This is a genomic window from Nocardioides sp. AE5, from assembly GCF_031844485.1.
Taxonomy (GTDB): domain Bacteria; phylum Actinomycetota; class Actinomycetes; order Propionibacteriales; family Nocardioidaceae; genus Nocardioides.
On record NZ_JAUZVI010000007.1, the window covers coordinates 58854 to 82651 of the forward strand.

The 23798-nt window shown below is 67.5% G+C and carries 28 protein-coding genes and 1 pseudogene; 18 read left to right on the forward strand and 11 right to left on the reverse strand.

From position 1 onward, the window contains the following. The first annotated feature begins 92 nt into the window (after positions 1–92). The 3 genes from Q9R27_RS11575 to Q9R27_RS11585 are packed head-to-tail and all read left to right on the forward strand — an operon-like array spanning position 93 to position 1758. A complete protein-coding gene (locus Q9R27_RS11575; RefSeq protein WP_311252534.1) occupies positions 93–554 on the forward strand; it encodes a DUF4395 domain-containing protein in 462 nt (153 codons plus the stop codon). A gap of 57 nt (positions 555–611) precedes the next feature. After that, a complete protein-coding gene (locus Q9R27_RS11580) occupies positions 612–1460 on the forward strand; it encodes a sulfurtransferase (protein ID WP_311252535.1) in 849 nt (282 codons plus the stop codon). A 1-nt stretch (position 1461) separates the two neighbouring features. Beyond that, positions 1462–1758, forward strand: coding sequence for a DUF1416 domain-containing protein (locus tag Q9R27_RS11585; protein WP_311252536.1), 297 nt, complete (start codon positions 1462–1464; stop codon positions 1756–1758). A 241-nt stretch (positions 1759–1999) separates the two neighbouring features. On the opposite strand, the gene Q9R27_RS11590 is transcribed toward Q9R27_RS11585, so the two are convergent. The 7 genes from Q9R27_RS11590 to Q9R27_RS11620 all read right to left on the reverse strand — a co-directional run bounded on the left by Q9R27_RS11590 (position 2000) and on the right by Q9R27_RS11620 (position 9851). Next, positions 2000–3208 carry a glycosyltransferase family 61 protein gene (locus Q9R27_RS11590; RefSeq protein ID WP_311252537.1) on the reverse strand — a complete coding sequence of 403 codons (1209 nt, stop codon included), beginning with the start codon at positions 3206–3208 and terminating at the stop codon, positions 2000–2002. 138 nt (positions 3209–3346) lie between these two features. After that, positions 3347–4159 carry an FkbM family methyltransferase gene (locus Q9R27_RS11595; RefSeq protein ID WP_311252538.1) on the reverse strand — a complete coding sequence of 271 codons (813 nt, stop codon included), beginning with the start codon at positions 4157–4159 and terminating at the stop codon, positions 3347–3349. A gap of 124 nt (positions 4160–4283) precedes the next feature. Beyond that, positions 4284–5633, reverse strand: coding sequence for a hypothetical protein (locus tag Q9R27_RS11600; RefSeq protein WP_311252539.1), 1350 nt, complete (start codon positions 5631–5633; stop codon positions 4284–4286). Between the two features lie 2 nt (positions 5634–5635). Further along, entirely contained in the window at positions 5636–7030 is a 1395-nt protein-coding gene (locus Q9R27_RS11605; protein ID WP_311252540.1) for a polysaccharide biosynthesis tyrosine autokinase, read from the reverse strand. A 227-nt stretch (positions 7031–7257) separates the two neighbouring features. Continuing rightward, positions 7258–8220, reverse strand: a complete 963-nt coding sequence (locus Q9R27_RS11610) for a hypothetical protein (RefSeq protein WP_311252541.1) — start codon at positions 8218–8220, stop codon at positions 7258–7260. Between the two features lie 175 nt (positions 8221–8395). After that, positions 8396–8824 carry a D-aminoacyl-tRNA deacylase gene (dtd, locus tag Q9R27_RS11615; protein WP_311252542.1) on the reverse strand — a complete coding sequence of 143 codons (429 nt, stop codon included), beginning with the start codon at positions 8822–8824 and terminating at the stop codon, positions 8396–8398. Between the two features lie 196 nt (positions 8825–9020). Next, on the reverse strand, positions 9021–9851 hold the full coding sequence (locus Q9R27_RS11620) for a 3-keto-5-aminohexanoate cleavage protein (protein WP_311252543.1): 831 nt from the start codon (positions 9849–9851) through the stop codon (positions 9021–9023). Between the two features lie 57 nt (positions 9852–9908). On the opposite strand from Q9R27_RS11620, the gene Q9R27_RS11625 reads away from it, so the two are divergent. Further along, on the forward strand, positions 9909–10469 hold the full coding sequence (locus Q9R27_RS11625) for a hypothetical protein (protein ID WP_311252544.1): 561 nt from the start codon (positions 9909–9911) through the stop codon (positions 10467–10469). A gap of 132 nt (positions 10470–10601) precedes the next feature. On the opposite strand, the gene Q9R27_RS11630 is transcribed toward Q9R27_RS11625, so the two are convergent. Next, positions 10602–10964 (reverse strand): DsrE family protein, encoded by a 363-nt coding sequence (locus Q9R27_RS11630; RefSeq protein ID WP_311252545.1) that lies wholly within the window; start codon positions 10962–10964, stop codon positions 10602–10604. 210 nt (positions 10965–11174) lie between these two features. Here Q9R27_RS11630 and Q9R27_RS11635 point away from each other — a divergent pair, with 210 nt between their 5' ends. The 3 genes from Q9R27_RS11635 (at position 11175) to Q9R27_RS11645 (ending at position 13270) form a co-directional block, all read left to right on the forward strand. After that, complete coding sequence (locus Q9R27_RS11635) at positions 11175–11666, forward strand: FABP family protein (RefSeq protein ID WP_311252546.1); 492 nt, start codon at positions 11175–11177, stop codon at positions 11664–11666. Next, positions 11663–12076 (forward strand): transcriptional repressor, encoded by a 414-nt coding sequence (locus Q9R27_RS11640; protein WP_311252547.1) that lies wholly within the window; start codon positions 11663–11665, stop codon positions 12074–12076. Before Q9R27_RS11635 ends, Q9R27_RS11640 begins: the two co-directional genes overlap by 4 nt. A gap of 228 nt (positions 12077–12304) precedes the next feature. Continuing rightward, a complete protein-coding gene (locus Q9R27_RS11645; RefSeq protein ID WP_311252548.1) occupies positions 12305–13270 on the forward strand; it encodes a glycine cleavage T C-terminal barrel domain-containing protein in 966 nt (321 codons plus the stop codon). A 75-nt stretch (positions 13271–13345) separates the two neighbouring features. On the opposite strand, the gene Q9R27_RS11650 is transcribed toward Q9R27_RS11645, so the two are convergent. Further along, positions 13346–13804: an acyl-CoA thioesterase gene (locus tag Q9R27_RS11650; protein WP_311252549.1), complete on the reverse strand. Its 459-nt coding sequence runs from the start codon at positions 13802–13804 to the stop codon at positions 13346–13348. A 73-nt stretch (positions 13805–13877) separates the two neighbouring features. On the opposite strand from Q9R27_RS11650, the gene Q9R27_RS11655 reads away from it, so the two are divergent. Further along, on the forward strand, positions 13878–14243 hold the full coding sequence (locus tag Q9R27_RS11655) for a phosphomannose isomerase type II C-terminal cupin domain (RefSeq protein ID WP_311252550.1): 366 nt from the start codon (positions 13878–13880) through the stop codon (positions 14241–14243). Between the two features lie 81 nt (positions 14244–14324). Then, a complete protein-coding gene (locus Q9R27_RS11660; RefSeq protein WP_311252551.1) occupies positions 14325–14885 on the forward strand; it encodes an ATP-binding protein in 561 nt (186 codons plus the stop codon). Between the two features lie 237 nt (positions 14886–15122). Here Q9R27_RS11660 and Q9R27_RS11665 read toward each other — a convergent pair whose 3' ends face one another. Continuing rightward, positions 15123–16073 carry an MBL fold metallo-hydrolase gene (locus tag Q9R27_RS11665; RefSeq protein WP_311252552.1) on the reverse strand — a complete coding sequence of 317 codons (951 nt, stop codon included), beginning with the start codon at positions 16071–16073 and terminating at the stop codon, positions 15123–15125. Positions 16074–16093: 20 nt separating this feature from the next. Beyond that, entirely contained in the window at positions 16094–17035 is a 942-nt protein-coding gene (locus Q9R27_RS11670; RefSeq protein WP_311252553.1) for a fumarylacetoacetate hydrolase family protein, read from the reverse strand. A 153-nt stretch (positions 17036–17188) separates the two neighbouring features. On the opposite strand from Q9R27_RS11670, the gene Q9R27_RS11675 reads away from it, so the two are divergent. The 9 genes and pseudogenes from Q9R27_RS11675 to Q9R27_RS11715 all read left to right on the forward strand — a co-directional run bounded on the left by Q9R27_RS11675 (position 17189) and on the right by Q9R27_RS11715 (position 23792). Next, positions 17189–17872, forward strand: a complete 684-nt coding sequence (locus Q9R27_RS11675; protein ID WP_311252554.1) for a TetR/AcrR family transcriptional regulator — start codon at positions 17189–17191, stop codon at positions 17870–17872. Positions 17873–18111: 239 nt separating this feature from the next. After that, a complete protein-coding gene (locus tag Q9R27_RS11680; RefSeq protein WP_311252555.1) occupies positions 18112–19368 on the forward strand; it encodes a cytochrome P450 in 1257 nt (418 codons plus the stop codon). Between the two features lie 23 nt (positions 19369–19391). After that, positions 19392–19595 (forward strand): ferredoxin, encoded by a 204-nt coding sequence (locus tag Q9R27_RS11685; RefSeq protein WP_311252678.1) that lies wholly within the window; start codon positions 19392–19394, stop codon positions 19593–19595. Between the two features lies 1 nt (position 19596). Beyond that, positions 19597–20640, forward strand: coding sequence for an NAD(P)/FAD-dependent oxidoreductase (locus Q9R27_RS11690; protein ID WP_311252679.1), 1044 nt, complete (start codon positions 19597–19599; stop codon positions 20638–20640). Further along, positions 20640–20870, forward strand: a pseudogene (locus Q9R27_RS11695) (indolepyruvate ferredoxin oxidoreductase subunit alpha); the annotation flags it as partial. The gene Q9R27_RS11690 and the pseudogene Q9R27_RS11695, both read left to right, overlap by 1 nt. A gap of 14 nt (positions 20871–20884) precedes the next feature. Next, positions 20885–21616, forward strand: coding sequence for a CoA transferase subunit A (locus Q9R27_RS11700; protein ID WP_311252556.1), 732 nt, complete (start codon positions 20885–20887; stop codon positions 21614–21616). A gap of 1 nt (position 21617) precedes the next feature. Beyond that, positions 21618–22265: a 3-oxoacid CoA-transferase subunit B gene (locus Q9R27_RS11705; protein WP_311252557.1), complete on the forward strand. Its 648-nt coding sequence runs from the start codon at positions 21618–21620 to the stop codon at positions 22263–22265. Further along, the gene (locus tag Q9R27_RS11710; RefSeq protein WP_311252558.1) at positions 22262–23434 is read left to right on the forward strand and encodes a thiolase domain-containing protein; all 1173 of its coding nucleotides are present in this window, start codon (positions 22262–22264) and stop codon (positions 23432–23434) included. The genes Q9R27_RS11705 and Q9R27_RS11710 overlap by 4 nt, the downstream gene beginning before the upstream one ends. Beyond that, positions 23409–23792 (forward strand): response regulator transcription factor, encoded by a 384-nt coding sequence (locus tag Q9R27_RS11715; RefSeq protein ID WP_311252559.1) that lies wholly within the window; start codon positions 23409–23411, stop codon positions 23790–23792. The genes Q9R27_RS11710 and Q9R27_RS11715 overlap by 26 nt, the downstream gene beginning before the upstream one ends. The last annotated feature ends 6 nt before the right edge of the window (positions 23793–23798 follow it).

The following is a 23798-nucleotide window of genomic DNA, read 5'->3' on the forward strand; positions in this document are numbered from 1 at the left end:
CTGAGCGCGTGCACAAAGAGGTGTCCCCACCCGGTGCGGAGCACACCCGCCGCCCCGGAAGAGTCCATGACCGACCAGGACCAGGGAGCACCATGTCCAGCCATGCAGAATCCAGCCGGATCGATCCGCGCGGACCCCAGTTCGCAGCAGCATTGACCTCGGTCGTTCTAGCCGTCGTCCTGCTCACCGCGCCGGGCGGATTGGGCGTCGGGCTGCTCGGCGTACAGGCGCTCCTGTTCGCGATCGGCGCCGGCCTCGGTGTCCAGAAGACCCCTCACGCAGCGATCTTCAAGGCACTGGTCCGGCCGCGGCTCGGCGCGCCGGCCGAACTCGAGGACGCCGCGCCGCCGCGGTTCGCCCAGGCGGTGGGCCTCGGCTTCGCCCTGGTCGGCCTCGTGGGCTACCTGACCGGCGCCACCCTGGTCGGCCACATCGCGGTCGGGTTCGCCCTGGCCGCAGCCCTGCTGAACGCAGCCTTCGCGTTCTGCCTCGGCTGCGAGGTGTACCTGCTCGGCAAGCGCCTCACCACGCGTACGCCGGCCCCCGTCGCCTGAAACCACGCACACATCCACACCAGACAAGACCTGCAGCAAACCAGAAAGAGAGAAGCAATGAGTCGCGAAGACACCCTCGTCACCACCCAGTGGGTCGAGGAGAACATCGACAACGACCAGATCGTCCTGATCGAGGTCGACGAGGACACCACGGCGTACGACAAGGGCCACATCCGCAACGCCATCAAGTTCAACTGGACCACCGACCTGCAGGACCAGGTCCGCCGCGACATCATCAGCAAGGAGGGCTTCGAGGCCCTGCTGAGCAAGAACGGCGTCAGCAACGACCACACCGTGGTGCTCTACGGCGGCAACAACAACTGGTTCGCCGCCTACGCCTACTGGTACTTCAAGCTCTACGGCCACAACGACGTCAAGCTCGTCGACGGCGGTCGCAAGAAGTGGGAGCTGGAGTCGCGCGAGCTGACCCAGGACATCCCCGAGCGCACCCCCACGACGTACACCGCGCAGGAACTGGACACGTCCAAGCGCGCCAACCGTGACGACGTCGTCGCCGCGATCGGCAACAAGAACCTGGTCGACGTGCGCAGCCCCGACGAGTACGCCGGTCGCCTGCTCGCCCCGGCCCACCTGCCGCAGGAGCAGGCCCAGCGCGCCGGCCACCCGCCGACCGCTGCGAACATCCCGTGGAGCAAGGCTGCCAACGACGACGGCACCTTCAAGTCCAACGAGGAGCTGAAGGCCCTCTACGAGGAGGCCGGTGTCGACTTCTCCAAGGACACCATCGCCTACTGCCGCATCGGCGAGCGCTCCTCGCACACCTGGGTCGTGCTGCACGAGCTGCTCGGCTACGAGAACACCAAGAACTACGACGGCTCCTGGGTCGAGTACGGCTCGCTGGTCGGTGTGCCGATCATCCTCGGCGACGAGCGCGGCGAGGCCTGACATGTGCGGCGCAGTTGAGGGCGGTCTCTCGCTCGACGGCATCGACGTGTCCACCCAGGCCGTGGTCCAGGGCCAGGTGACCCGCAGCGGCGAGCCCGTGGGCAACGCCTACGTGCGGTTGCTGGACCGGACCGGCGAGTTCACTGCCGAGGTGCCCACCTCGGCGACCGGCCACTTCCGGTTCTTCGCCGGCAATGGCGAGTGGACGCTGCGCACGCTGGCTGCCGGCGCGGAGACGACCGACAAGAAGGTCGTCGCCTCCGTTGGCTCGGTGGCAGAGGTCGCCATCGCGATCTGATCCATCTGGTACGCCGCAACGCGGGGTCGCTGGTCGTGTGCCGGTGGTCCCGCGTTTGGCATTTGCGGCCACGCCCGCCCGTTCCGGCGCATATGCACCGCATCGGCCCCGGAATCGCGCGGATCAGGGCCGAACGGGTGCATATGCACCGCATCGGCCCCGGAATCGCGCGGATCAGGGCCGAACGGGTGCATATGTACCCGACCGGAGCCGGGTGGTTGGTCCGGGCGGCGTACCGGCGTCAGGCGAGCAGTTCCTCGACCGCGCTCCGCAAGGCAGTGATCGAGACGGTGATGTCGCCGTACACGTTGCGTCCCGGCAGGCCCGGCGCCGCCGCGGGCCCCTCGCCGACCAGGTAGCGATACCGCGCCTGCCCGAGGTTGGCGGTGATCGCCCAGAACCCGGGGTTGAGGTATGACGGGTTGAAGAGTTCCAGCACGCGTACGTCGGGCGGCGAGAAGTTCAGGTTCGTCAGCCCGGCACCGTGCGGCGCGACCACGACGGAGGCCGCCGCGAAGGTGTCGATCTGCTCCTGGACCGGCAGCGTGCCCGGGTCGATGACGGTGAATCCGAGCGGGCACAGCACGGCAAGCACCTCGGCCTCGTTGACCACGCGCCGCGAGTTGCGTCGATCACCGCGGGTGACATAGATCCGCTCGGGTCGCCCGGTGCTCGCGGAGGCCGGCGGCAGCGTACGGCGCAGGAAGTCGGTGGTCCACCGCGGCGCCAGGCATGCCTTGTTGGTGAGGTTGGGGACCAGCAACCGCTCGGCACGGAAGGCGCTGTGCTTGCGCGGCGAAATCGTCCGGTACGCCGTCAACCCGGCCAGTTCGAGCAGTTCCCGCCCGAAGCGCGGCTCGGTGTTGGCCAGGATCGCATCGGGGCGCAGGTCCGGGAGTGCCTCGCGCAGGATGCCCCACCGCGGCAGCAGGTCCATCAGGTAGTGGTAATAGTTCACCCCGGTCGCCCGGGTGGCCAGCGAAACGAGCGTGCCGTCGACGTACTCGGGCTTCGGCAGCCGGGTGCGCAGATAGATCGGGTGCTCGCGCGGGCCGAACACGTCGAAGTAGTGCGACGTCTCGTGGTCCAGGCGACCCGACGCGGTCAGGTGCGCGGAGTAGTTGCCGATCACCTGGCCGCCGGGAAGTTCCAGGACGAACCGCGGCGGCACGTCGTACGTCGTGACGCTGCGCCACCACTCGATGCCGGCCGGCGTACCGGAGGGAGCGGGGCGGTCAAGGTGCTCGGCAGGTCCGGCCGGGTGGAGGAGTGCCCCGGGTTCGGCGGCCGCGGTGTCGGCGGATCGCAGGTGCGCCTGCACGGGTACGCCGCGGTCCCCGAACGCCGGTGCGAGGGTGCGGGAGACGGCGCCGACGCGGCGGGTGGCGAAGCGGTGGGTGCGCTTGACCAGCGGGAAGAGCGGCTCGAGTGCCGAGGGGAGCCGGGGCACGCGGTCCTCCTTCAATGCCGATGACGGGCCGACTGGTGCGGTGCTGTTGTCGCCACTTGTGCGGTGGTGTTGACGGAAACGGGGCGCACAGCGCTACTCAAGCGACGATAACCCCGCGTTACAGCTGGTTGGGGCAGGTCAGGGGAGCGGCGTGCGGGAGAGCCAGGCCAGGCCCAGGTTCTTGCCGCCGGGGGCGGGGTCGCGCGCGACCTCGGACAGCCCGATGCCGGCGAACCAGTCACGCAGTTCGGACCAGTCGCGGCCGGGCAGGTCGTGATACTCCATCACCACCCGCTGCACCGAGGCCCAGTCGGCCGGGTCCGAGTTCAGGATCATGTCGTATTCGGCGCCCTCGATGTCCATCTTGACCACCTCGACCGGACCCGCCGCCATCGAGAAGGCCTTGACCGCCGGCACGCACGGCACCGAGATGGTCGCCAGGCCAGCCTCGCCCAGGTGGAGCACGCCGTTGTGGCCGGACCCGTCGCCGTGGGAGGCCATCTGCAGTTCGCCCTCGTGGTCGGAGACGGCGATGTTGTGGGCCACTACGCGGTCGCCGATCCCGTTGGCGGCGATGTTCTTCTGCAGGTATGCATACGTCCCCGGGGTTGCCTCGAAGCAGACCACCTGTCCGGTCGGGTGCGCGTGCGCGAAGGCCAGCGCGAACGACCCGATGTGGCCGCCCATGTCGACCGCGACCGGGTTCGCCGACAACCCGGAGGTCATCCAGCCGATCCGATAGGCGTCCTCGACCAGCGCCTCATAGACCGGGAACCGGGCCCCGGGCACGTTCGGCGCGAGCACGTCGTACCCCTTCACCTTCAGGGTGATGTCGGCCGGGCTGCCGGTGATCCGCTTGCGGAGCAGGTCGACCAGGACCTTCGGGCCGTTGTCGAAGCTGGTCACGGTCTGCCTGGTGCGCTTGGCCGCGTGGCCGACGCTTCGGATCACTGGTGCTCCTTGGAGATGCGCGCCCGAGGCGCTGTGGGGGACGACCTCGACGGTAGTGCCCCGACGGGCCGGTGGCGAGGTTCACAGGGCCAACGATCCGGCGCCGGAGAAGGTACGCCGTCCCTCACCGGTGGACGAAGCGTGCGGCGTGCCTGCCCGCGGCCGCTGGATCCGGTTCGGCGGAGAGCAGGTTGGCTCGGATGTCCTCGTCCTCGAGTTGGGACCGGTCGAGCACCTGGGCCGCGAAGGCCAGTGCCAGCGGGGCCCAGATGTAGCGGTCCCAGATCACCGAGGTGATCATCGCGATCATCGCGTAGGCGACCACCGGATAGGCGAGCCGGTGCAGCGGCCGCGGTGAGGTGAAGAGGCTGATCGCACCGGCCAGCAGCACCAGCACGAAGGCGATCAGGCCGAAGACACCCATCGAGAAGGCGACCTGCAGATAGACGTTGTGCCCGAGGACTGCTTCCTCGAACCCGTTGCCGGTGAGCGGGCGCTCCAGGAACCCGTGCCAGTAGTGGCGCAACAGGTTGGACCGTTCGGCGTCCGAGCCCCACGACGAGCCGCCGCCCATCAGCCGGGCCAGGGCGGAGTCGCCGCTCACCGAGAAGAACTGGTCCGCCACCAGCACGCCGACCGCCCCGACGAGCAGCATCCACGCACCGCCACGCAGGGAGCGCTCGATGACCGGCCACATCAGCACCACCGCGATCGCCACGACCAGGGCGGCTCGCGATCCGCTGAACCAGACTGCGGCGGCGTTGACTGCGGCCACGCCGAGCCAGAACCAGCGGTGGTGCGGCTTGATCCGGGTCCAGATGAACGGGATCAGGGCCAGGCCGAGCAGGCCGGTGATGCCCAGGATGTTGGGGTGCTCGGTCATCCCGATGAAGCGGGTCCCGGGGCGTTCGCCGCCCTTGGTCACGCCGTACCCGATCGAGGCGCAGGTGCCCAGCGCGTACGCCATCGCCAGGTGTCCGATCACCCGCACCGGCGGCTTCCAGACCATGAAGACCAGCGGCACGATCAGTACGCCGGCCACGAACCGGGCGAACATCCCCAGTGACGCGACCGAGTCGTCGACCAGCAGCGAGGCGAGCAGGCCCAGGGAGAGGGACCCGATCGCGCCGACCGTGTAGAGCATCGGCACCCGCAGGGAGGTGCGCGAGAGCAGCATCGAGGGGAGCAGCAGGCCGAAGCCCATCGCGAAGAAGACGTCGGCGAACGTGACGAAGGTGGCCATCGGCAGGACGACTGCGCTCCACGGCGCGACGAAGAATCCGAGCACCACCAGCCAGCGGCCCGCGCGCTCCAGGCCGAGCGCGACCACGAAGAGCAGGAACCCCGCGACGATCACGGCCAGCACCATCAGCACCACGCCGTCGCGGGCCGCGAAGACCAGTGCGGCGAGGAGCAGCCCCATCGCCAGCCACGGACCGCTGGCCCGGGCCAGTGCGGAGAGCCGGTCGACCATGATCAGGCCCGGTCCCGGTCCTTCTGCAGCTTCAGTTCGGCCAGCGACTCGTCGTCGGAATAGTAGTAGTACTGGTAGCCGCCGCTGTCGCGCTTGGGCACCATGTTGACCACGACGCCGAACATCCGCGCCCCGACGGATTCGAGCCGGTCGGTGGCGGCGCCGAGTTCCTCGGTGGTGGTCTTGCCGTGGCGCATCACCATCAGCGCGCCGTCGGTGGTGTGGGCCAGGATCGCGGCGTCGGCGACAGGCAGCAGCGGCGGCGCATCGATGATCACGATGTCGAACATGTCGCGCAGCCCGCCGATCAGCTCCCGGGTGGCCGCGGCCTGGAGGATCTCGGTCGGGTTGGGCGGGATGGTGCCGCCGGCCAGGAAGGCGAGCCCGGTCGGTCGGTGCGTCTGGATCGCCTCGGCCAGCGTGGACTTGCCGACCAGGACGGTGGTCAGCCCGACCCGGGACTCGAGGTCGAGCAGGTCCGCGACCCGGGGGCGGCGCAGGTCGCCGTCGACCAGCAGCACGCGGCGCCCGGCCTGGGCCAGCGCGATCGCCAGGTTGGTCGACGTACTCGTCTTGCCCTCGCCGGGCATCGGCGAGGTGATCACCAGCGACTTCGGCGCGGAGTCGAGGTCGAGGTACTGCAGGTTGGTGCGCAGCAGCCGGAACGCCTCGGAGCGGGGAGAGAACCCGCGTACGTCGGAGAGCAGCGGCGTCCGTTCCACCCCGCGGTCGAAGGCGACCGAGCTCATGACCGGGGCCCCGGCGACCTTCTCGATCTCGGTCGGGGTCTTCAGGGTGTGGTCGAGCAGGTCGCGGATCAGCGCCAGCGCCATGCCCAGGATCAGCCCGATCACGGCGGCCGCGGCGATGTAGAGGACGGTGCGCGGCGACACAGCACTGTCGTTGAACGAGGCGGAGTTGGTGATCGTGGTGGTCATCTGCGACCGGTTCTGGCCGCGCGGGGTCTCGATCTCCTCGATGTAGGAGGCGAGCACCTCCGACTCCGCCTTGGCGATCAGCTGGGCCTTGGTCGGGTCCTCGTCCTTGGCGATGACGGTGATGATGACGCTGGTCGGTTCGGCCTCGGCGGAGACCTTGCCGTCGAGCTGCTCGATGGTCAGCCCCGGGTCGTCGATCTGCTCGAGCGCGCGGGCGAGGACCTCGCGGTGGTTGGCCAGGTCGGCGTACGAACTCATCTTGTAGAGCACCGAGGTGACCGCCATCGAGCTCTCCGCGACGGTCTGCGCGTCGGTGGCGACGAAGATCTCCGCGCGCGACTCATACTTCGGCGTCATCAGGAACGAGACCGTGGCCGCGATCCCGACGGCAAGCACGAACATCGCCACGATGGTGATCCGCCGCCTGCGGAGGATCCTTGCCAGTTCTTTGAGTTCCACGCCGAGCCTTTGAACGATTGGTGAGCACCACTGTCCCCCGACCAACGAAGTCTAGGGGCATGGGTTATCCGGGGCTGCCTGCCGCGCCCGGCGGTGCGCCCTTGTTCCGCGGCGTACGCCGTGCCGCGGGGCGGGTGTGGTGCATGTGCACCGGATCGGCCCCTGGACGGTGGGTTTCGGGGCGGGTGTGGTGCATGTGCACCGGATCGGCCCCTGGGCGCACCGGCTCACCGGCCGGCGAAGTGTGTGCGCCACTCCTGGCTCGGACGCGCGGGCAGGTCGGCCAGGCCCCGGTCCCGCAGGATCCGCCAGACCCGATTGATCGTCTGCGCCGGCGTCGTGAAGATGTCGGCAGCGATCACCACGACGAACCTCCAGTCATTGCCCTCCGAGTCCTCGCGGCGAAGCAGGTCGGCATGCCACTGCTGCTCGCGTTCGATGTGGTGCCGGCCGTCGTACTCGATGACCACCTTGATCCCCGGATAGCTGAGGTCGTACTTGCGGAAGACATCGCCGTCGCGGGTGCACAGGGAGAGGTTGACCTCCGGCTCGGGCAGGCCAGCGAGCACGAGCAGCAACCGGAGCCGGGTCTCCATCGGGGAGTCGACCCCGGACCGGACCAAGCGGGCGGCCCGCAGCGCTGCGCGGGCGTGTGGCTGGGTGGTGGCGCGGCAGTGCTGGACCAGTTTGCGAGGCGTGGTCATCCGCTGGCGGACCAGGTGATCGCCCACGATCACCAGGTCGACCAGGCCGAGCCGGCAGGCGAGTTCGACGAAGAGTTGATGGGGCGAAGAGACGTGCATCCCCTGGTGCTCGACGACGCGGCCTCCGGGGGAGACATGGCACTTCAGTTCGGCCCGGCGCCGCCGCATGCTGGCGTGCGGGACGGAGATGTGCACGTCGGATTGGTCCGGCACCGGCACACCCAGGACCCGCGCGGCCGACTCATGGCTTGCCCAGGCAGTGCCCGCCTCGAAGAGGAGCAGGGCGCCGCGGATGCGTTGGAGGTCAGTGGCCCGCACGGAGTTCGAGACATGGACCCCGCGGAAGACAGTGCGGAACCGGGGCCCGCGCAACTCCTTGGCCGAGATGCCAGCCGCCAGTGCGGCACGGGTGCGGAACGGTTGGGTGACATCGAGGCCCGGGTGCGTTAGGGGCAGGTCCGGGATCGAGGAGGCTGGTAGGGACATGCCATCGATCGTGCGACAGATCGCGGTTCGGTGCGGAAGTTATCCACAGGCGCCTGCTGGGGCGGCGTACGGGCCCCGGCGCCTCGAGCGCATATGCACCGAATCGGCCCCGAAATCCGCATCGCAGGGGCCGAACGGGTGCATATGCACCGTTGCGCGCGGGTCGGCCAGCCGGTCAGGGCGTGTCGAGAACGAGCGTCACCGGTCCGTCGTTGACCAGGCTGACGGCCATGTCCGCACCGAAGACACCGCGCTGGACCCGGCTGCCCAGCGATTCCAGCTCGGCGCAGAATGCGTCGTACAGCGGCTCGCTCACGGGTCCCGGCGCGGCCGCTGCCCAGGTCGGGCGCCGCCCCTTGCGCGCGTCGCCATAGAGGGTGAACTGGCTGACCACCAGGATCGGCGCATCGACGTCGGAGGCAGACTTCTCCCCGTGCAGGATCCGTACGTCGCGGACCTTGCGGGCCAGCCACGCGACCTGCTCAGGGCCGTCGTCGTGGGTGACGCCGAGCAACACGACCAGTCCCGGTCCGTCGAAGGAGCCGACCACGTCACCGTCCACGCTGACCGACGCTGACGAGGCCCGTTGGATCACTGCGCGCATGGCCGGAGCCTCTCATGAGGTCCGCCGCGCCCGTCGTACCCATCGGGCGCAGACCCTTGCGCGCATATGCACCGTTTAGGCCCCGAAACCGCTGAGTCGAGGGCCGTTCGGGTGCATATGCACTGTTTCGGCCCCGGAATCGCTGGGTCGAGGGCCGTTCGGGTGCATATGCGCGGAAACGGGCGGGCGGGCCAACTCACCCCGCGCGTACGCCGAGCAACTCCCGCGCCTGCGCGGGGGTCATCAGCGGGCGCTGCGCCAGTTCAGCCAGGGCAGCGGCGCGGGAGACCAGTTGCGCGTTCGACTCCACCGGCACGCCGCGGGCGAGCGTCAGCACGTCCTCCATCCCGACGCGCAGGTGGCCGCCCTTGGAGAGCGCAGCCAGGGCCACGGCCAGCGTGGAGCGCCCGATCCCGGTAGCGCTCCACGACGTCACCGCCGGGGGCAGGGCGGCGACCGCGGCGACGAGCGCGTCGGCGGTGCCGGGCATGCCGCCGGGCACGCCCATCACCAGGTCCACGTGGACGCGGCCGCCGAACGGCAGCCCGTGCCGGTCGAGCAGCCGGGACAGCGACGCCACCTGCCCGAGGTCGAAGAGTTCGAACTCCGGGACCACCTGGCGCTCCTGGGAGAGCTGGTAGAGATCGCAGATGAAGGGCCACGGGTTCAGGAAGACGTCGTCGCCGAAGTTCACCGTCCCCATCGTCAGCGAGCACGAGTCCGGTGCGGCGTCGAGCACGGCCAGCCGGTCCTCGAGCGGATCGTGCACCGAGCCGCCGGTGGAGAGTTGCACGACCAGGTCGGTCTCGGCGCGCAGCGCGGCCACGGTCTCGGACAACGCCGGCAGTGACAGGGTCGGGCGGTGCTCGGCGTCGCGGATGTGCACGTGGATCATCGCGGCTCCGGCCGCCTGGCAGGAGATTGCCGTGGCCACCAGTTCGTCCAGGGTGGTGGGGAGTTGGGGGCAGTCGGCCTTGCTGGTCTCGGCGCCGGTGGGCGCCACGGTGATGAGCAGGGGTGCGGACATGCCTCGATCCAACCAGCCCGCACGGCCCGGGTCGAGGATCACCGATAACCTTCCGCCATGGCTTCGGTCCTTTTCGTCTGCATCGGCAACGTGTGCCGTTCCCCGCTGGGGGAGCGGTTGCTGCGCCTGCGGCTGGACCAGGTCCGTGCCCAGACCGGCCGGGATGCGGCGTACGACGTGGCGAGCGCCGGCGTGCGCGCCATGCGGGGCCGCGCGATGCACCCGGAAGCGGCCCGCACGCTGGTCGAGCGCGGGGGTACGCCGGACGGTTTCGTCGCCCGCCAACTCACCCCGGCGATCGTCGAGGAGAGCCAGCTGGTGCTCACCGCGACCCGCGACGTACGTTCGATCGTCCTGGAGGAGTCACCGCGCGCGCTGCGCAGGACCTTCACGATCACCGAGTTCGTAGCGCTGGCCGAGGCGGACCAGCGCGAGTCGGCGAGTACGCCGGGGCTCGAGGCGCTGGTGGAGCGGTGCGGCCAGGCGCGCGGTTCGGTGCCGGGGGTTGGCTATGACATCGAGGACCCGATCGGCCGCCCGGCCGAGGTATTCGACGAGGTGGCGCTGACGATGGACGCAGTCACCAAGCGGCTCGCCGTGGTGCTGGCCAAGGCCTGAGCGCGAGGAGTGAGCCGGAGGCAGGGCGAGGGACGAGGTCTGGCGGAGGTGAGCCCCGCAGGGATCGGGCGGAACGGGGCTGGCCTGAGCGCGAGGAGTGAGCCGGAGGCAGGGCTGGCCTGAGCGCGCGGCTCAGTAGACGAGCGCCTGCACGTCCTCGCCGAGCACTTCCTCGACGAACGCGGGCGCCCCGGCGATCCGTACGCCGTCGAGCACCTGCTCCGGTGTGATCGAGCGGCGCTCGGCGCACTGCGTGCACAACGTGATCTGGCCGAGCTCGAGCACGGTGTCGCGCAGCGTCGCCAGCGGGGTGGCGAGCGGCAGGGAGAACTCCTCGGCCTTGCCCGGCACGGCGAACCAGGCGGCCTCGCCAGTCAGCCACAGGCTCACCTGGGCACCGGAGGCCACCCCGGCGGCGGCGACGGTGAAGGCCTGGTTGCACCGCTCGGGGTCCTCGGGGCCGCAGGTCACCTTGATCACGAGTCGACGAGCCATAGCCGCAGCATAGGCGGCGTACTCCCGGCGCGGTCCGTCGTACCCGGGCGGTGGTGCGGGACGGTTCCCGCGCATATGCACCCGATCGGCCCCGGAAACCGCCGGCGCGGGGCCGAAACGGTGCATATGCGCCCGATGGGTTGGCGCGCAGGCCGGACGCGTACGCCGCGGGGGCCGGGCGGCGTACGAACACGATCTAGACTGGCGGCCATGTTCGAGCTCCCCGACAACCTCCACCCCGACTGTGGCCCGATCGCCTGGCTGCTCGGCACCTGGCGCGGCAACGGCCACGGTGACTATCCGACGATCGAGAAGTTCGAGTTCGGCCAGGAGTTGATCTTCACCCACGACGGGCGGCCGTTCTTCCACTACATGGCGCGCGCGTGGCTGGTCGACGCCGAGGGGCAGAAGATCCGCGAGGGCGCGATCGAGACCGGATTCCTCCGCGCCCGGCCCGAGGGCAAGGTCGAGTTGGTGCTCACACACGCCAGCGGTGTGGTCGAGGTCTGGTACGGCGAGGCCGAGGGCGGCAAGCTCGACCTGGTCACCGATGCGGTGGTCCGCACCGAGTCCGCGAAGGAGGTCACCGCGGGCAAGCGCCTCTATGGCAACGTCGAGGGTGACCTGCTCTATGCCTATGACATGTCCGCGGTCGGGCAGGCCCTGCAGCCGCACCTGTGGGCGAGGCTGCAGCGGGCGTGAACGACTTCGCCGATCGCCTCCGCTCCAGCGGGAAGCGGATGACTCCACAGCGGCAGATGATCCTGGCCGCGGTGGATGCGCTCGGCCACGGCACGCCGGACGAGGTCCATGCAGAGGTGTGTCGCCACTCCCCGGCGGTCAACCTGTCGACGGTCTACCGCAACCTGGAGGTGCTCGAGGAGCTCGGCCTGGTCCGGCACACGCACCTGAGCGACCGGGCCCCGACGTACCACTCGATCACCGGGCACGAGCACTTCCACATGGTTTGCCGCCGCTGCCACGCGGTGACCTCCCTCGACCCGGAACTGCTGGGCGACTTCGTGGAGCGGTTGCGCGACGAGCACGGGTTCGTCCCGGACATCGGGCACCTGACCGTCTTCGGCACCTGCGTGGCCTGCGCCTCGGCGTAGCGGCCCGGCGCACATCCCCGCTGTGCTTGCCGCGCACGGCGCCTCTTCCCGCTGTAAAGCGCTGTCCATGCGTCTTCCCACCGCGCTGGCGGGGTGCGGAGCCACCACAAGGGAGCGGCAGTCGGTCCGGGGGCGGCCCACAAGGGAGCGGCAGTCGGTCCGGGGGCGGCCCACAAGAGCGCGGTAGTCGAACCATCGGCGCACCCACGCCCTGCGTAGGCTGGAGGCGTGAACAGTCCCTTGCTCAGTCTGCCCGGAGCCGTGGCCGGAGACGGCGTCGACGCCGGTGTCGCCGCGCACTACGGCTCGTTCAACACCGAACAGCGTGCCCTCGAGGCCGGGGAGGGGTTCGTCGACCTCTCCCACCGCGAGGTGGTGCGGATCAGTGGGCCCGACCGGCTGGCCTGGCTGCACTCGCTGACCACCCAGCACTTCGAGTCGCTCGCCCCGCAGGTGCCGACGGCGGCGCTGGTGCTCAGCCCCCAGGGCCATGTGGAGCACGCGATGTACGGCGTGGATTCGGGCGGCGAGGACGGCGCGTTCACCGCGCACGTGGAGCCCGGCACCGCGGCGGCGTTGATCGAGTTCCTGTTGAAGATGCGGTTCATGATGCGCGCCGAGGTCGAGGACGTCACCACCGAGACCGCGGTGACCTGGCGCCCGGCGAAGCGCAGCGGCGTACCGTTCGACGGCTATGAGTTCATCCCGCGCGACAAGCTCGCTGAGTACGCCGAGGCTGCGGGGCCGGCGGCCGGGCTGTGGGCGTTCGAGGCGTTGCGGATCGCGCGCGGCGAGGCCCGATTCGGCCTGGACACCGACCACCGGACGATCCCGAACGAGGCCGGCTGGATCAACACTGCGGTGCACCTGGAGAAGGGTTGCTACCGCGGGCAGGAGACGGTCGCCCGGGTGCACACCTTGGGCCGGCCACCGCGTCGCCTGGTGATGCTGCACCTCGACGGCTCCGAGAATCGGCTCCCCACTCAGGGTGCGGAGGTGACGCACGGCGAGAAGGTGATCGGCTTCGTCGGCACCTCGGCCCGCCACCACGAACTGGGCCCGATCGCGTTGGCGATGGTCAAGCGGAACGTGCCCACCGATGCCACGTTGCAGGCCGACGGGATGCCGGCCGGCCAGGAGGTCGTGGTGGACCCGGAGGTCGGCCTGCATGTGCGGCCGAACCTGCGCGGCTGAGGACCACGTCGACCACAGTGCACCGGATCGCAGTCACCTGGTGCAAGAGATCCGGTGCGCTATCGGGTACGTCGTTCAGCGCATCGCTACCGGTTCGTCGAGGTAGCGCTCGAGCACGGACCGGACCTCGTCGCTGATCTGCCATGCGGTGCCGGTGGCGGTGTCGCGCAGGGCCTGGGTGGTCTCGGCGACGGCCGCAGGTACGCCGTCCGCGGAGGTGCGGATCTCGGTGGAGATGCCGAGGGAACTGCCGCCGATCTTGCTGATCCACATCCGCACCCGGTAGGGCTCGAAGGGGGAGAAATACATCTCCTGGCGGTATTCGACCGACTGGGAGACGACGAGTTCGACGATCCCGTCAGGCATCGCGCCGAGCAGGCCGGTCGGTTCACCGGTGCCGATGTCGGCGAAGCGCATGAAGAGGATCCGCGCCTCGGAGATCACCCGGGCTACCTCCACGTTGTCGACGTGGCCGCCGGCGTTGAGGTCGCGCAGCCGGACCTGGATGTCGCACTCGTACACCTGAGAAGTCATGGTGCGCATCCTTGCACCCGCTTCGCTAGGCTGGCGGCCAACGTCACCCCTTTCACGAAACGGATGGTCGGAGATGGCACTCGATTCGGCTGAGCGGCCCTGGGGGTCCTGGCATGTCCTGGACGAGTCGCAGGGCTACAAGGTCAAGCGGATCCAGGTGAAGCCCGGCCAGCGGCTGAGCTATCAGACCCACAAGCACCGCTCCGAGCACTGGGTGATCATCTTCGGCATCGCCACCTGCGTGATCGACGGCGAGACGATCGTCGCCGGCCCCGGGGAGTCGATCGACGTGCCGACCGGTGCCGCGCACCGGATCACCAACGAGCACTCCGAGGAACTGGTCATCGTCGAGGTGCAGCACGGTGCCTATACCGGCGAGGACGACATCTGCCGCCTGGAGGACGACTACGGCCGCGAGGACGACGCCGAGTCCGCCTGATTGACACTCCCGCTTCGCAGGGAGCGGCAGCCGACGCGGCGCGCTCTTGCGCCGTCCGGATCCTTCGCGGATATCGGCCTCGTGCCCGATGATGCGTGGTTCGAGGGCGTCGTCAATGCCGTGGTGCACCGGTCCTACAGCATGCAGGGCGACCATGTCCATGTGGACATCTATGACGACCGGATCTCGATCGAGAGCCCAGGCAGATTCCCGGGCCTGGTTGACTTGGAGTCCCCCTTGGAGATCACCCGCTTTGCGAGGAACCCACGGATCGCTCGCGTGTGCACGGACTTGCGCATCACCCAGGAGCTGGGCGAGGGGATTCGCCGCATGTTCGATGAGATGCGACGAGCGGGTCTTGCCGACCCGCTTTATCACCAGACCTCAGGGAGTGTGCAGTTGACACTTTCGGGTGAGCCGGGGGAGCGACGTCTCATGGCAGGACTCCCTCTGATGCAGCAGCGCATCCTGACAACATTGCGCGATGCTTCAAGTCTGAGCACGGGTGAGATCGTGGAGGCGCTCGGCGCGGCAAGGCCCACCGTGTTGCGTCACCTCGCCCAACTTCGGGACGCCGGCTTCGTCGAATGGATCGGGAAGAGCCCCAATGATCCTCGGGCCTCATGGCTCATCCCAGACTGAGCGGCGCCTACTGTTACGGCTACTGTAACGAGAATGTGAGAGTAGGCGTTACAGCAGTCGGCGATGACCTGGCAGCCGCCGTGGACTGGGCCGCGGACCAGGGCTATGGGCTCGTGGGCCGGCATCGGCGAGTTCCAAGCCGGCGTGCCGTGGCGGGAGTGGGTGCGTTCGGTAATCGAGCACCTGTCCGCGGTGCAGACGTCGTGCTCCGCCTGGGGCGAGTCCCGCTGGTCGGCGCTACCGTTGGACGTGCTTCGCGCGCCATTGGGCCATGTGCCCGAAGAGATCGATCGGGGTGACCTCGGGAATGCTGGGATCGTTGCGCCGATAGATCTGGTGCACGGAGACAACGACTCGCTCTGAATCTGGCACAGCGGCGTACGGTCCGAGCTCGATGCGGTCGACGGCCTCCTCCCAAGGCAATCCTGCTGCTTGTGCTGTGAGTGTGTAGTCGAGGACGAAGGCGAGGTAGTCCCGCGCGGCGCGAATGCCGTCCACGCCAGTGACTGGACCGTGGCCGGGCACGACCACCTCTGGATCCCAGCTGATCATCGTGTCGCATGCGGCAATCCAGTTGTCCACGGCGCCGGACCACGAGATCGAGGTGCCGTCGATGAAGAGCAAGTCGCCGGCGAAGAGCACGCCGCTGTCCGGAACGAAGGCAACCGAGTCACCCATTGTGTGCGCAGGTGCCAACTCGATCAAACGCACCTCGCGGCCGCCGATCTCGAGGCTGAGTTCGCCATCGAAGGTCACGTCAGGCTCGCGCAGTTCGACGCCCTCAAGATTGAACCTGCCGAAGCAGTGCTGGAGATATGGAGTCAGGACCGGCCCCATGTCGGCCTCCAGCAAGGCCCGAAATACCTCAGGTGTCAGATCGTCGATCTCGTGACCGGTGTGCGTGGTCGAGTGGATCCGCACCGATGGATCGAGGAGCATGTTGCCGTAAGTGTGATCACCGTTGTTGTGCGTGTTCAGCGCAGCGACGATCGGATTGGCATCCGTGTGTGGCTGCATCGCAGTGAGCATCTCACGCGTCATGTCGTAGTCGAAGAGAGTGTCAACGAGGAAGGACTCTCCCTCGCCGCTGATCAAGCCAGCGTTGCTCAGGCACCAACTGCCGTCCGGGGCCAGCCAGCCCCATATGCCGTCGGCGAGTTCGTGCAGCCCTTTGGTGTAGTCGACCATGTGGTCTCAGTCCTTCCGGTTCAGCTCAGGTGGAGCGGGTGGGGTTTGGCGCTGGCGGTGACGCGTTGCCGTGTGGCGCCGAGGGCCTCGCCGTGCAAGGAGACCTCGTCGCCGACTCGCAGCCACGTCTTCTCATCTGCGAGGGTTTGGGCGGTGGCGTGCTCCAGGAGGCATCCCCCAGGGATGGTGCCGGAGCCGATGATGTCGCCGGGAGCAAGCTCGGTGCCGCGTGAAGCGAAGGCGATGACTTGCTCGAAGGTCCAGTCCATGTCGGCGGTGGAGCCAGTGGCCAGCGTCTCGCCATTGACGGTCGCGGCCACCCTGAGGTCGAGTCGACCATCGCGGGTGTGGTCGGCGACCTCTTCAGCGGTCACCAGCCAAGGGCCCAGCGTGGTGGCGCCGTCCTTGCCCTTGCCCTGGCCCAGCCCCATCTCAAGATCCTTGACCTGCAGGTCGCGGGCGGTCCAGTCGCAGAAGAAGGTGTAGCCAGCGATATGCCCTCCGGCTTCGGTCACGCTGATGTCGCGGGCAGGCTTGCTGATCACGACTCCGACCTCGAGTTCGAGATCCCACCACTGGGCGCCAGGCGAGACCTGTGCATCGGCATAGGGGCCGATCACGCTGGCCGGGTTGCCGAAGTAGAACGCGGGGATCTCCTCCCAGACCGGAGCAAGTTGGTCACTGCGACCGAGGGCGCGCATGCACCCGCGCATGTGCTCGAGGAAGCAGAGTGCGTCCCGGATCGCAGGGGGTCGCGGAATGGGGGACTGGACTCGCGCGTCGTCTTGGCCGACGACCTCGAATGGGCGGTTCAACAACTCGCGAGCCAGCGTCCCGATCATGGCTCGGCCGCCTTGGATGAGGTCGATCATTGTGCGGTCGTCATGGGCGATGCGGATCCCGTCGTCGTGGACGAGACCGATGCGCGGTCCATGGCGGGTGGTGACGGTGGCCCAGGGCATGGGACCTCCTCAAGTTGAGAGTCGGCGTCGTGGGGTCGGCCTGTCTCGCCGCCCGGCGGATCACTGTGACTCACGTCATTCGAAAAGTCAACAGTGTGTCGATTTTTTATGCCTGGTCACGAGTGCCGCCACTCGGCGGTCTAGATTGGAGTCATGGCAGATCGCGAGACGGTGGTGGGAGGCGCGCCGTCATCACGTCGGCGGGTCGGGCAAAAACTGCGCAAGGGCGATCGTCGGCGCAATGAGATCCTCGATGCCGCCGAGGAACAGCTCCGCGATCGAGCTGCTCTTGACCTGACCATCGACGGGCTCGCCGAGGCGGTCGGAGTTTCGCGCTCAAGCCTCTACTTTTACTTCGACAGCAAGTGGGATGTGGTTGACGCGTTGGTCGAGCGCGCATCCGCCGAGATGTTCGAGCAGTATCTGGCATTGCCGGCCACGGCGCCTCTCGAGGACTTCCTTGCGGGCGCATTGGAGGCGACGTACCTCGGCTGGAAGCGGCATCGTGTCGTCTTCCTCGCGGCGGCCGAGCGCAGTTCGCACGCGGACGAGGCGACCGATCGCTGGCGCGAGATCATGGAGCGTTTCATCGGGTTCATTGCCGACCGCATTGAGGTCGAGTTCGCGCTCGATCCGACGGTCGATCCGACTCCACTCGGTGGGGCTCGCAGGGCCGTCGAGATCGGTTGCTGGATGGTTGAGCGGAGTTTCTACATGCTCTTCTCGCGGGAGCATGACGAAGCCGAGGAGCGCGAGATGGTCGCGGCGCTCACGGCCGCTTTCGAGCGATTGCTGCATCCGGATTCGGTGAGTCGACGCCCGCGCCCCCGGACATAGGCGCTCCCGTCCGTTTGCCCTGCGCTCCCCGTTCGTCCCGTCATCGGGCGGCCGGAGTTCAGGTGTGCGCGCGTGCTTGCCGGCACCGGCGGGAAGGTCATGTGGGCAGCGCCGACACTCCTTGAATCAACGCAACGTCGAAAATAATCGACAGAGCGTTGACTTTTTGATCTGTGGAGGTGATAGTTGCTCTCGATGTGACGGTCGACACGTGCCGTCCCCGGACCTGGGAGACCCCGATGACGCAGGAAGTAGCCTCCGCGAGCCCGACTGGGCAGGACATGACAGATGTGGTCAACGCGTTGTTGACCGGTGGCGTGCAGGATCCGTATCCGCTCTATGCGCAGTTGCGTGAGGCGGGCGACGGCGTGCACTGGTCAGATGTGCTGAAGGGTCATCTGGTGACCCGATACACGCAGGTTCGCCAGATTGCCGGCGATCACGAGACCTTCTCCAGTGATGTGTTCTGGGGGATGGCCGCCAGCGACCACGACCCAAGCGATGCCGAGCATCTCCGCTTCATCGACATCGCATCGCGGTTGTTCATGTTTGCGGACCCTCCGACGCACACCCGGATCCGCAGCACCTTCCGGCATGTCTTCACGCCCGCGACAGTGATGAACTGGGAAGGGATGGTCAGCCAGGTGGCGAAGGAACTGCTCGAACGCCACCCGCGCGGCGAGGAGCTGGACATCATGCCGGGCTTCGCTGCGGATGTTCCGGTCGCCGTGATTGCGGAGGTCCTGGGTGTGCCAGCCGGGATGCGGCCACGTTTTCGCGAGTGGTCCTATGCGTACGCCTCCACCTTTGACCCAATCGTGCAGGGCGAGCAGCGCGCTCGGGCGATCAGCACTTCCCTGGAGTTGTTTGACTACTTGGCGAGCCTTGTCCGCGAGCGCAAGGAGTCGCCGCGGGCCGATCTCATCTCCGAGCTCGTTCGGACTGAGACGATCGACGGCGACGTCCTGGGGGACATCGAACTGCTCGCACAGATCGCATTGCTCTTGGTGGCTGGCAACGAGACCACCACAACATTGATCGGCACGGGGCTGACCCTGCTGTTCGACCACCCCGAGGTCTTGGCCGCCATTCGCACCGACCGGTCCTTGCTGCCCGCAGCCATCGAGGAAATGCTGCGCATCGACCCACCTCTTCACTTCATCGTCCGGCAGGCCACCAAGGATGTTGTCGTGGGGGAGCATCAGTTGCCGGCTGGATCGTTGATCTGGGGCTGTGTTCCGGCCGCCAACCGCGATCCCCGACGATTCACCATGCCTGACCAGTTCGACATCCACCGTGAGGACAACAAGCACTTGTCCTTCATGCATGGCATCCACTTCTGTGTGGGGGCGCCGCTGGCAAGGCTGGAGGGCCGGGTGGTCTTCAACCACATCCTCGACAACTACCCCGACATCCGGGCCGGGGAGGAAGCGCCGCGTCGCCGTGTCACCAACATCATTGCGCGCGGATTCGAGTCTCGACCGGTGGTCCTGTGAGTGCGCCCAGCCAGCTGACCGTTGTGGCGAGAAGCCAACAGTGTGCGGCCAGCGGAGGGTGCAGAGCTGCAGCCCCGACCGTTTTCGGGAAGGACGAGGACGGTTGGGTTCGGGTGATCGACCCGCATCCCTCGCCGGACTTGCTCGAGGACGTGCTGGAGGCTCGTGACTCCTGCCCGATGGCCGTCATCGACGTGTACGACGCGAAGGGAGTCTCCCTTGTCTGACGTGCTTGGGGGCGCCTCCGACCAGGTCGACGTGGCAATCGTCGGCGCGGGGCCGACCGGACTCTATGCCGCCTACTATGCGGGGTTCCGTGGCCTGGACGTGGCGATCGTGGATGCGTTGCCGGTCGTGGGGGGACAAGTCAGTGCCATGTATCCGGAGAAGGTGATCGCGGATGTCGCAGGCTTTCCCGCTGTTTCTGGTGCGGAGCTCATTGCTCGGCTTGAGGAGCAGGTCCAGCCTTTTGCTCCAACCTTCCACCTCGGCCAACGCGTCGAGCGCATGACCAGCCGCTCCGGCGCAGTTGACGGTGCGGCGGGCCTGGATCTGCACACTGATGCACGGACCGTGATCGGTGCACGCACTGTCATCGTCGCAGGCGGAGTGGGTCACTTCTCGCCTCGACGGCTGCCGACGGCTGCGGGTTTGAGAGCCGAGGACGTCGACTCCTTCGTGACATCCCTCGATCCCTACGTCGATCAGGACATAGTGATCGTTGGGGGCGGCGACAGTGCGCTCGACTGGGCATTGATGTTGTCACCGGTGGCCGGCTCGGTCACGGTCGTGCATCGCCGAGACCGTTTCCGGGCTCATGCGCACTCGGTGTCGCTTGCCCAGAAGCAGGGGGTGCGGTTGCTCACCCGAGCGCAGGTCGTTGGGTCGGTATATGACCATGAACTGGAGGCGGTCCTGGTCGAGCACGCAGACGGGAGTCGCACGACTGAGCCTTGTGGCCGCGTGGTCGCAGCGCTCGGGTTCACCGCTCGATTGGGTCCGATCCTGGAGTGGGATCTGGGCATCGAGCGCCAGCGGCACATCCCGGTTGGCTCACGGATGCACACCAATCGCGAGCGAGTGTTTGCGGCGGGCGACATCACGACGTACGACGGCAAGGTGCCCTTGATCTCAGTCGGCTTCGGCGAGGCGGCGACTGCGGTCAGCAACGCCTGTCGGGTCATTCACCCCGAGGCGCCCCTCTTCGGAGGTCATTCGACAGAGACGACGACACCGGTGGCCCGCTCGGTTGCCGTGGGAGAGGTTGCCTGATGCCTTTCGTCATCGGAGAGCCCTGCATCGACGTTCAAGATCGAGCCTGTGTCGACGAGTGCCCAGTGGATTGCATCTATGAGGGACCCAACAAGCTGTTCATCCACCCGGATGAGTGCATCGACTGCGGCAACTGCGAACCGGTGTGCCCTGTTTCGGCGATCTTTCCCGACCGTGCTCCTCGCCCGGGCGAGGAGCACCACATCGCGGCCAATGCCGCCTTCTTCGAGAGCGGGAGGTGATCATGTCCAAACTTCGTGACGACGTCACTGGTCTGTTGGCCGAAACGCTTGTGGACGGAAGCGTGGTCGCGGTCGGCGGTTTTGGCCTGTGTGGGAATCCGTTCGGGCTGATTGAGGTGGTGCAGCGCCTGGGTGTTCGTGACCTCACTGTTGTGTCCAACAACATGGGTTTGGACGGGAAAGGTCTGGGCTTGCTCATCGATGGTGGCCAGGTTGCTCGCGTGATCGCGTCATACGTCGGGGAGAACACTCTTTTCGCGCAGCGCTATCTGGAGGGTGCCATCGAGGTGGAGTTCACTCCGCAGGGAACACTGGCCGAAAGACTGAGGGCTGGCGGTGCGGGCATAGCAGGCTTCTATACCCGCACTGGTGTTGGCACGGTCGTTGCCGAGGGGAAGCCGCACGCGGAGTTCGACGGCGACCTCTACGTGCTCGAGCGAGGAATTGTTGCAGACGTGGCACTGGTGCGCGCTCACACGGCGGACCCAGAAGGCAATCTCACCTATCGACGTACTGCGCGCAACTTCAACCCGCTGGTTGCCGCCGCTGGTCGATGCACCTTCGTCGAGGCAGAGGTCTTCCGCGCGGACTTCACTGACCCGGATCTTGTGGACACCCCCGGGATTTTCGTCGACCACGTGGTCGAGGCGCCCCCCGAGCCCAAGCCGATCGAGCAGCGAGTCGTACGCCGTCGTTCCAGCGGTGAGGTCGTGCGGCTGGAGAGGGGGGCTTGAGATGTGGACAAGGGCGGAGGTGGCATCGATCGCGGCGGCGGAGCTGCGCGATGGCATGTATGTCAATCTCGGCATCGGCATGCCGACATTGGTGCCGGCACAGCTCCCTCTGGGGATGCGCGTGTTATTCCACAGCGAAAACGGTCTTCTTGGCATGGGCGATCACCCGTTGGAAGGCGAGGAGGATGCGGATCTGATCAACGCGGGCAAGCAGACGGTGACCGCGGCCCCAGGGGCTAGTTATTTCGACTCGGCGACGTCATTCGCGATGATCCGTGGGGGCCACATCGATGTCGCAATGCTGGGTGCGATGCAGGTTTCCGGAGGTGGGGACCTGGCGAACTGGTCGATTCCCGGCCGCTTGGTCAAAGGCATGGGGGGTGCCATGGACCTGGTTGTTGGTGCCCGCCGGGTGATTGTGCTGACCGATCATGTCACCAAGGAGGGAGAGCCAAAGGTGGTGGCCACCTGTGACCTCCCGTTGACCGGAGCGGGAGTCGTCGATCGCATCATCACGGATCGCGCGGTCTTCGATGTGGTCGACGAGCAGCTGGTGCTGGTGCGCCGTGCGCCCGGCGTCACTCGAGAGGCACTGGTCGAGGCCACCGGAGCTGACTTCGAGATCGATGAGCAGGAGGCATCGGCATGACACTGGCAGAACGCTTCGGCGCCGAGGTGCACATCGCGGGATGGTCCCACACGCCATTCGGCAAGTTGGAGGCCTCGCTGGAAGACCTCGTGGTGAGTGTGTCGCGCGAAGCGTTGGCAAGGGCGGCGGTTGAGCCGGGCGAAGTGGATGCGATCTTCTTGGGCCAGTTCAACAGCGGGATCCATCCGCTCGGCTTTGCCTCCTCCCTGGCGCTGCAGGCCTCCGACGATCTCTTCGGCCGGCCGGCAACCCGGGTGGAGAACGCCTGTGCGTCGGGCTCGGCAGCTGTGCACCAAGGTGTGGCGGCGTTGCTGGCGGGCACCGCCCGCACGGTGTTGGTGGTGGGGGCGGAGAAGATGTCGCAGGCGAGCGCCGAAGTGGTCGGCGCGGGTCTGCTCGGCGCTGACTATGAGTCGGCCGGGAGCACCTCGACGACGGGATTCGCCGGGCTTTTCGCCGAGGTCGCGAACGCCTACTCCGAGCGCTATGGCGACTGCTCCGACACGCTCGCCGCGATCGCAGCCAAAAGCCATTACAACGCACTCGCGAACCCTTTTGCTCATTTGCGCAAGGACTTCGATGAGGAGTTCTGTCGCACAGTCTCAGACCGGAACCCGATGGTCGCGAGCCCACTGCGCCGCACGGATTGCTCACCGGTCTCGGACGGCGCGGCAGCCCTGGTCCTCACCTCGGCCTCGACGGCATCGGGAGTCAAGTTCTTGGGATTCGGCCAAGCCAACGACTTCCTTCCCGCGCACAAACGCGACCCGCTGGCATTCGCCGGAAGTGAGCTCGCCTGGCATCTGGCACTGGAGATGTCAGGCGTCACGTTGGCCGACCTGTCGCTGGTTGAGCTGCACGACTGTTTCACCATCGCTGAGTTGAACCTTTATGAGGTGCTCGGGTTGGCTGAACGGGGCAAAGGTGCAGAGATGCTTGCCGATGGGCGTCTGCACCGTGACGGGGTGCTGCCGGTCAATCCCTCGGGAGGGTTGAAGTCGAAGGGACATCCGGTGGGAGCCACTGGGGTCAGCCAGCACGTGCTTGCCGCGATGCAACTCACCGGCACGGCCGGCGGCATGCAGGTGCCGGACGCGCAAGTTGTCGCTGTCCACAACATGGGCGGATTGGCTGTTGCCAACCATGTCAGCATCCTCGCTGGGGCCTGAGCACGCGGTCGAGGAGTTGCCGAGCGTGTGGCGCTCCTGCTTGCGTGACGCTTACGCCGACCTGCGAGCTCTGGCCGCGGAGACCTCGGACCCGGTCGCCGGTCGCCGTGCTCTTGCTGTCGCTGCCCGCTTGCGGGGACAAGCGAGCGATCCGCTTCGCGGAGTGCACCTGACCAACCGCGAGCTCGACGTGCTCACGCTGTTGGGAAGTGGCCTGCCGAACCGCCAGATCGCCGCACGATTGTGCATCTCGCTGCACACGGTCAAGTCTCATGTGCAGAACATCATGCTCAAACTTCACGCGACGACCCGCTTCGAGGCGGTGGTGCAGGCACGCCGATGTGGCCTGCTCCCCTGATGTCAT

Excerpts from the sequence above, each read along its gene's own strand:
- Q9R27_RS11610 (WP_311252541.1), bottom strand. The coding sequence starts at position 8,220 with ATGTCCCTACCAGCCTCCTCGATCCCGGACCTGCCCCTAACGCACCCG.
- Q9R27_RS11675 (WP_311252554.1), top strand. The coding sequence starts at position 17,189 with ATGGCAGATCGCGAGACGGTGGTGGGAGGCGCGCCGTCATCACGTCGG.
- Q9R27_RS11585 (WP_311252536.1), top strand. The coding sequence starts at position 1,462 with ATGTGCGGCGCAGTTGAGGGCGGTCTCTCGCTCGACGGCATCGACGTG.
- Q9R27_RS11600 (WP_311252539.1), bottom strand. The coding sequence starts at position 5,633 with ATGGTCGACCGGCTCTCCGCACTGGCCCGGGCCAGCGGTCCGTGGCTG.
- dtd (WP_311252542.1), bottom strand. The coding sequence starts at position 8,824 with ATGCGCGCAGTGATCCAACGGGCCTCGTCAGCGTCGGTCAGCGTGGAC.
- Q9R27_RS11710 (WP_311252558.1), top strand. The coding sequence starts at position 22,262 with ATGACACTGGCAGAACGCTTCGGCGCCGAGGTGCACATCGCGGGATGG.
- Q9R27_RS11625 (WP_311252544.1), top strand. The coding sequence starts at position 9,909 with ATGGCTTCGGTCCTTTTCGTCTGCATCGGCAACGTGTGCCGTTCCCCG.
- Q9R27_RS11655 (WP_311252550.1), top strand. The coding sequence starts at position 13,878 with ATGGCACTCGATTCGGCTGAGCGGCCCTGGGGGTCCTGGCATGTCCTG.
- Q9R27_RS11670 (WP_311252553.1), bottom strand. The coding sequence starts at position 17,035 with ATGCCCTGGGCCACCGTCACCACCCGCCATGGACCGCGCATCGGTCTC.
- Q9R27_RS11620 (WP_311252543.1), bottom strand. The coding sequence starts at position 9,851 with ATGTCCGCACCCCTGCTCATCACCGTGGCGCCCACCGGCGCCGAGACC.
- Q9R27_RS11680 (WP_311252555.1), top strand. The coding sequence starts at position 18,112 with ATGACGCAGGAAGTAGCCTCCGCGAGCCCGACTGGGCAGGACATGACA.
- Q9R27_RS11715 (WP_311252559.1), top strand. The coding sequence starts at position 23,409 with ATGTCAGCATCCTCGCTGGGGCCTGAGCACGCGGTCGAGGAGTTGCCG.
- Q9R27_RS11700 (WP_311252556.1), top strand. The coding sequence starts at position 20,885 with ATGTCCAAACTTCGTGACGACGTCACTGGTCTGTTGGCCGAAACGCTT.
- Q9R27_RS11575 (WP_311252534.1), top strand. The coding sequence starts at position 93 with ATGTCCAGCCATGCAGAATCCAGCCGGATCGATCCGCGCGGACCCCAG.
- Q9R27_RS11580 (WP_311252535.1), top strand. The coding sequence starts at position 612 with ATGAGTCGCGAAGACACCCTCGTCACCACCCAGTGGGTCGAGGAGAAC.
- Q9R27_RS11665 (WP_311252552.1), bottom strand. The coding sequence starts at position 16,073 with ATGGTCGACTACACCAAAGGGCTGCACGAACTCGCCGACGGCATATGG.
- Q9R27_RS11705 (WP_311252557.1), top strand. The coding sequence starts at position 21,618 with ATGTGGACAAGGGCGGAGGTGGCATCGATCGCGGCGGCGGAGCTGCGC.
- Q9R27_RS11650 (WP_311252549.1), bottom strand. The coding sequence starts at position 13,804 with ATGACTTCTCAGGTGTACGAGTGCGACATCCAGGTCCGGCTGCGCGAC.
- Q9R27_RS11630 (WP_311252545.1), bottom strand. The coding sequence starts at position 10,964 with ATGGCTCGTCGACTCGTGATCAAGGTGACCTGCGGCCCCGAGGACCCC.
- Q9R27_RS11635 (WP_311252546.1), top strand. The coding sequence starts at position 11,175 with ATGTTCGAGCTCCCCGACAACCTCCACCCCGACTGTGGCCCGATCGCC.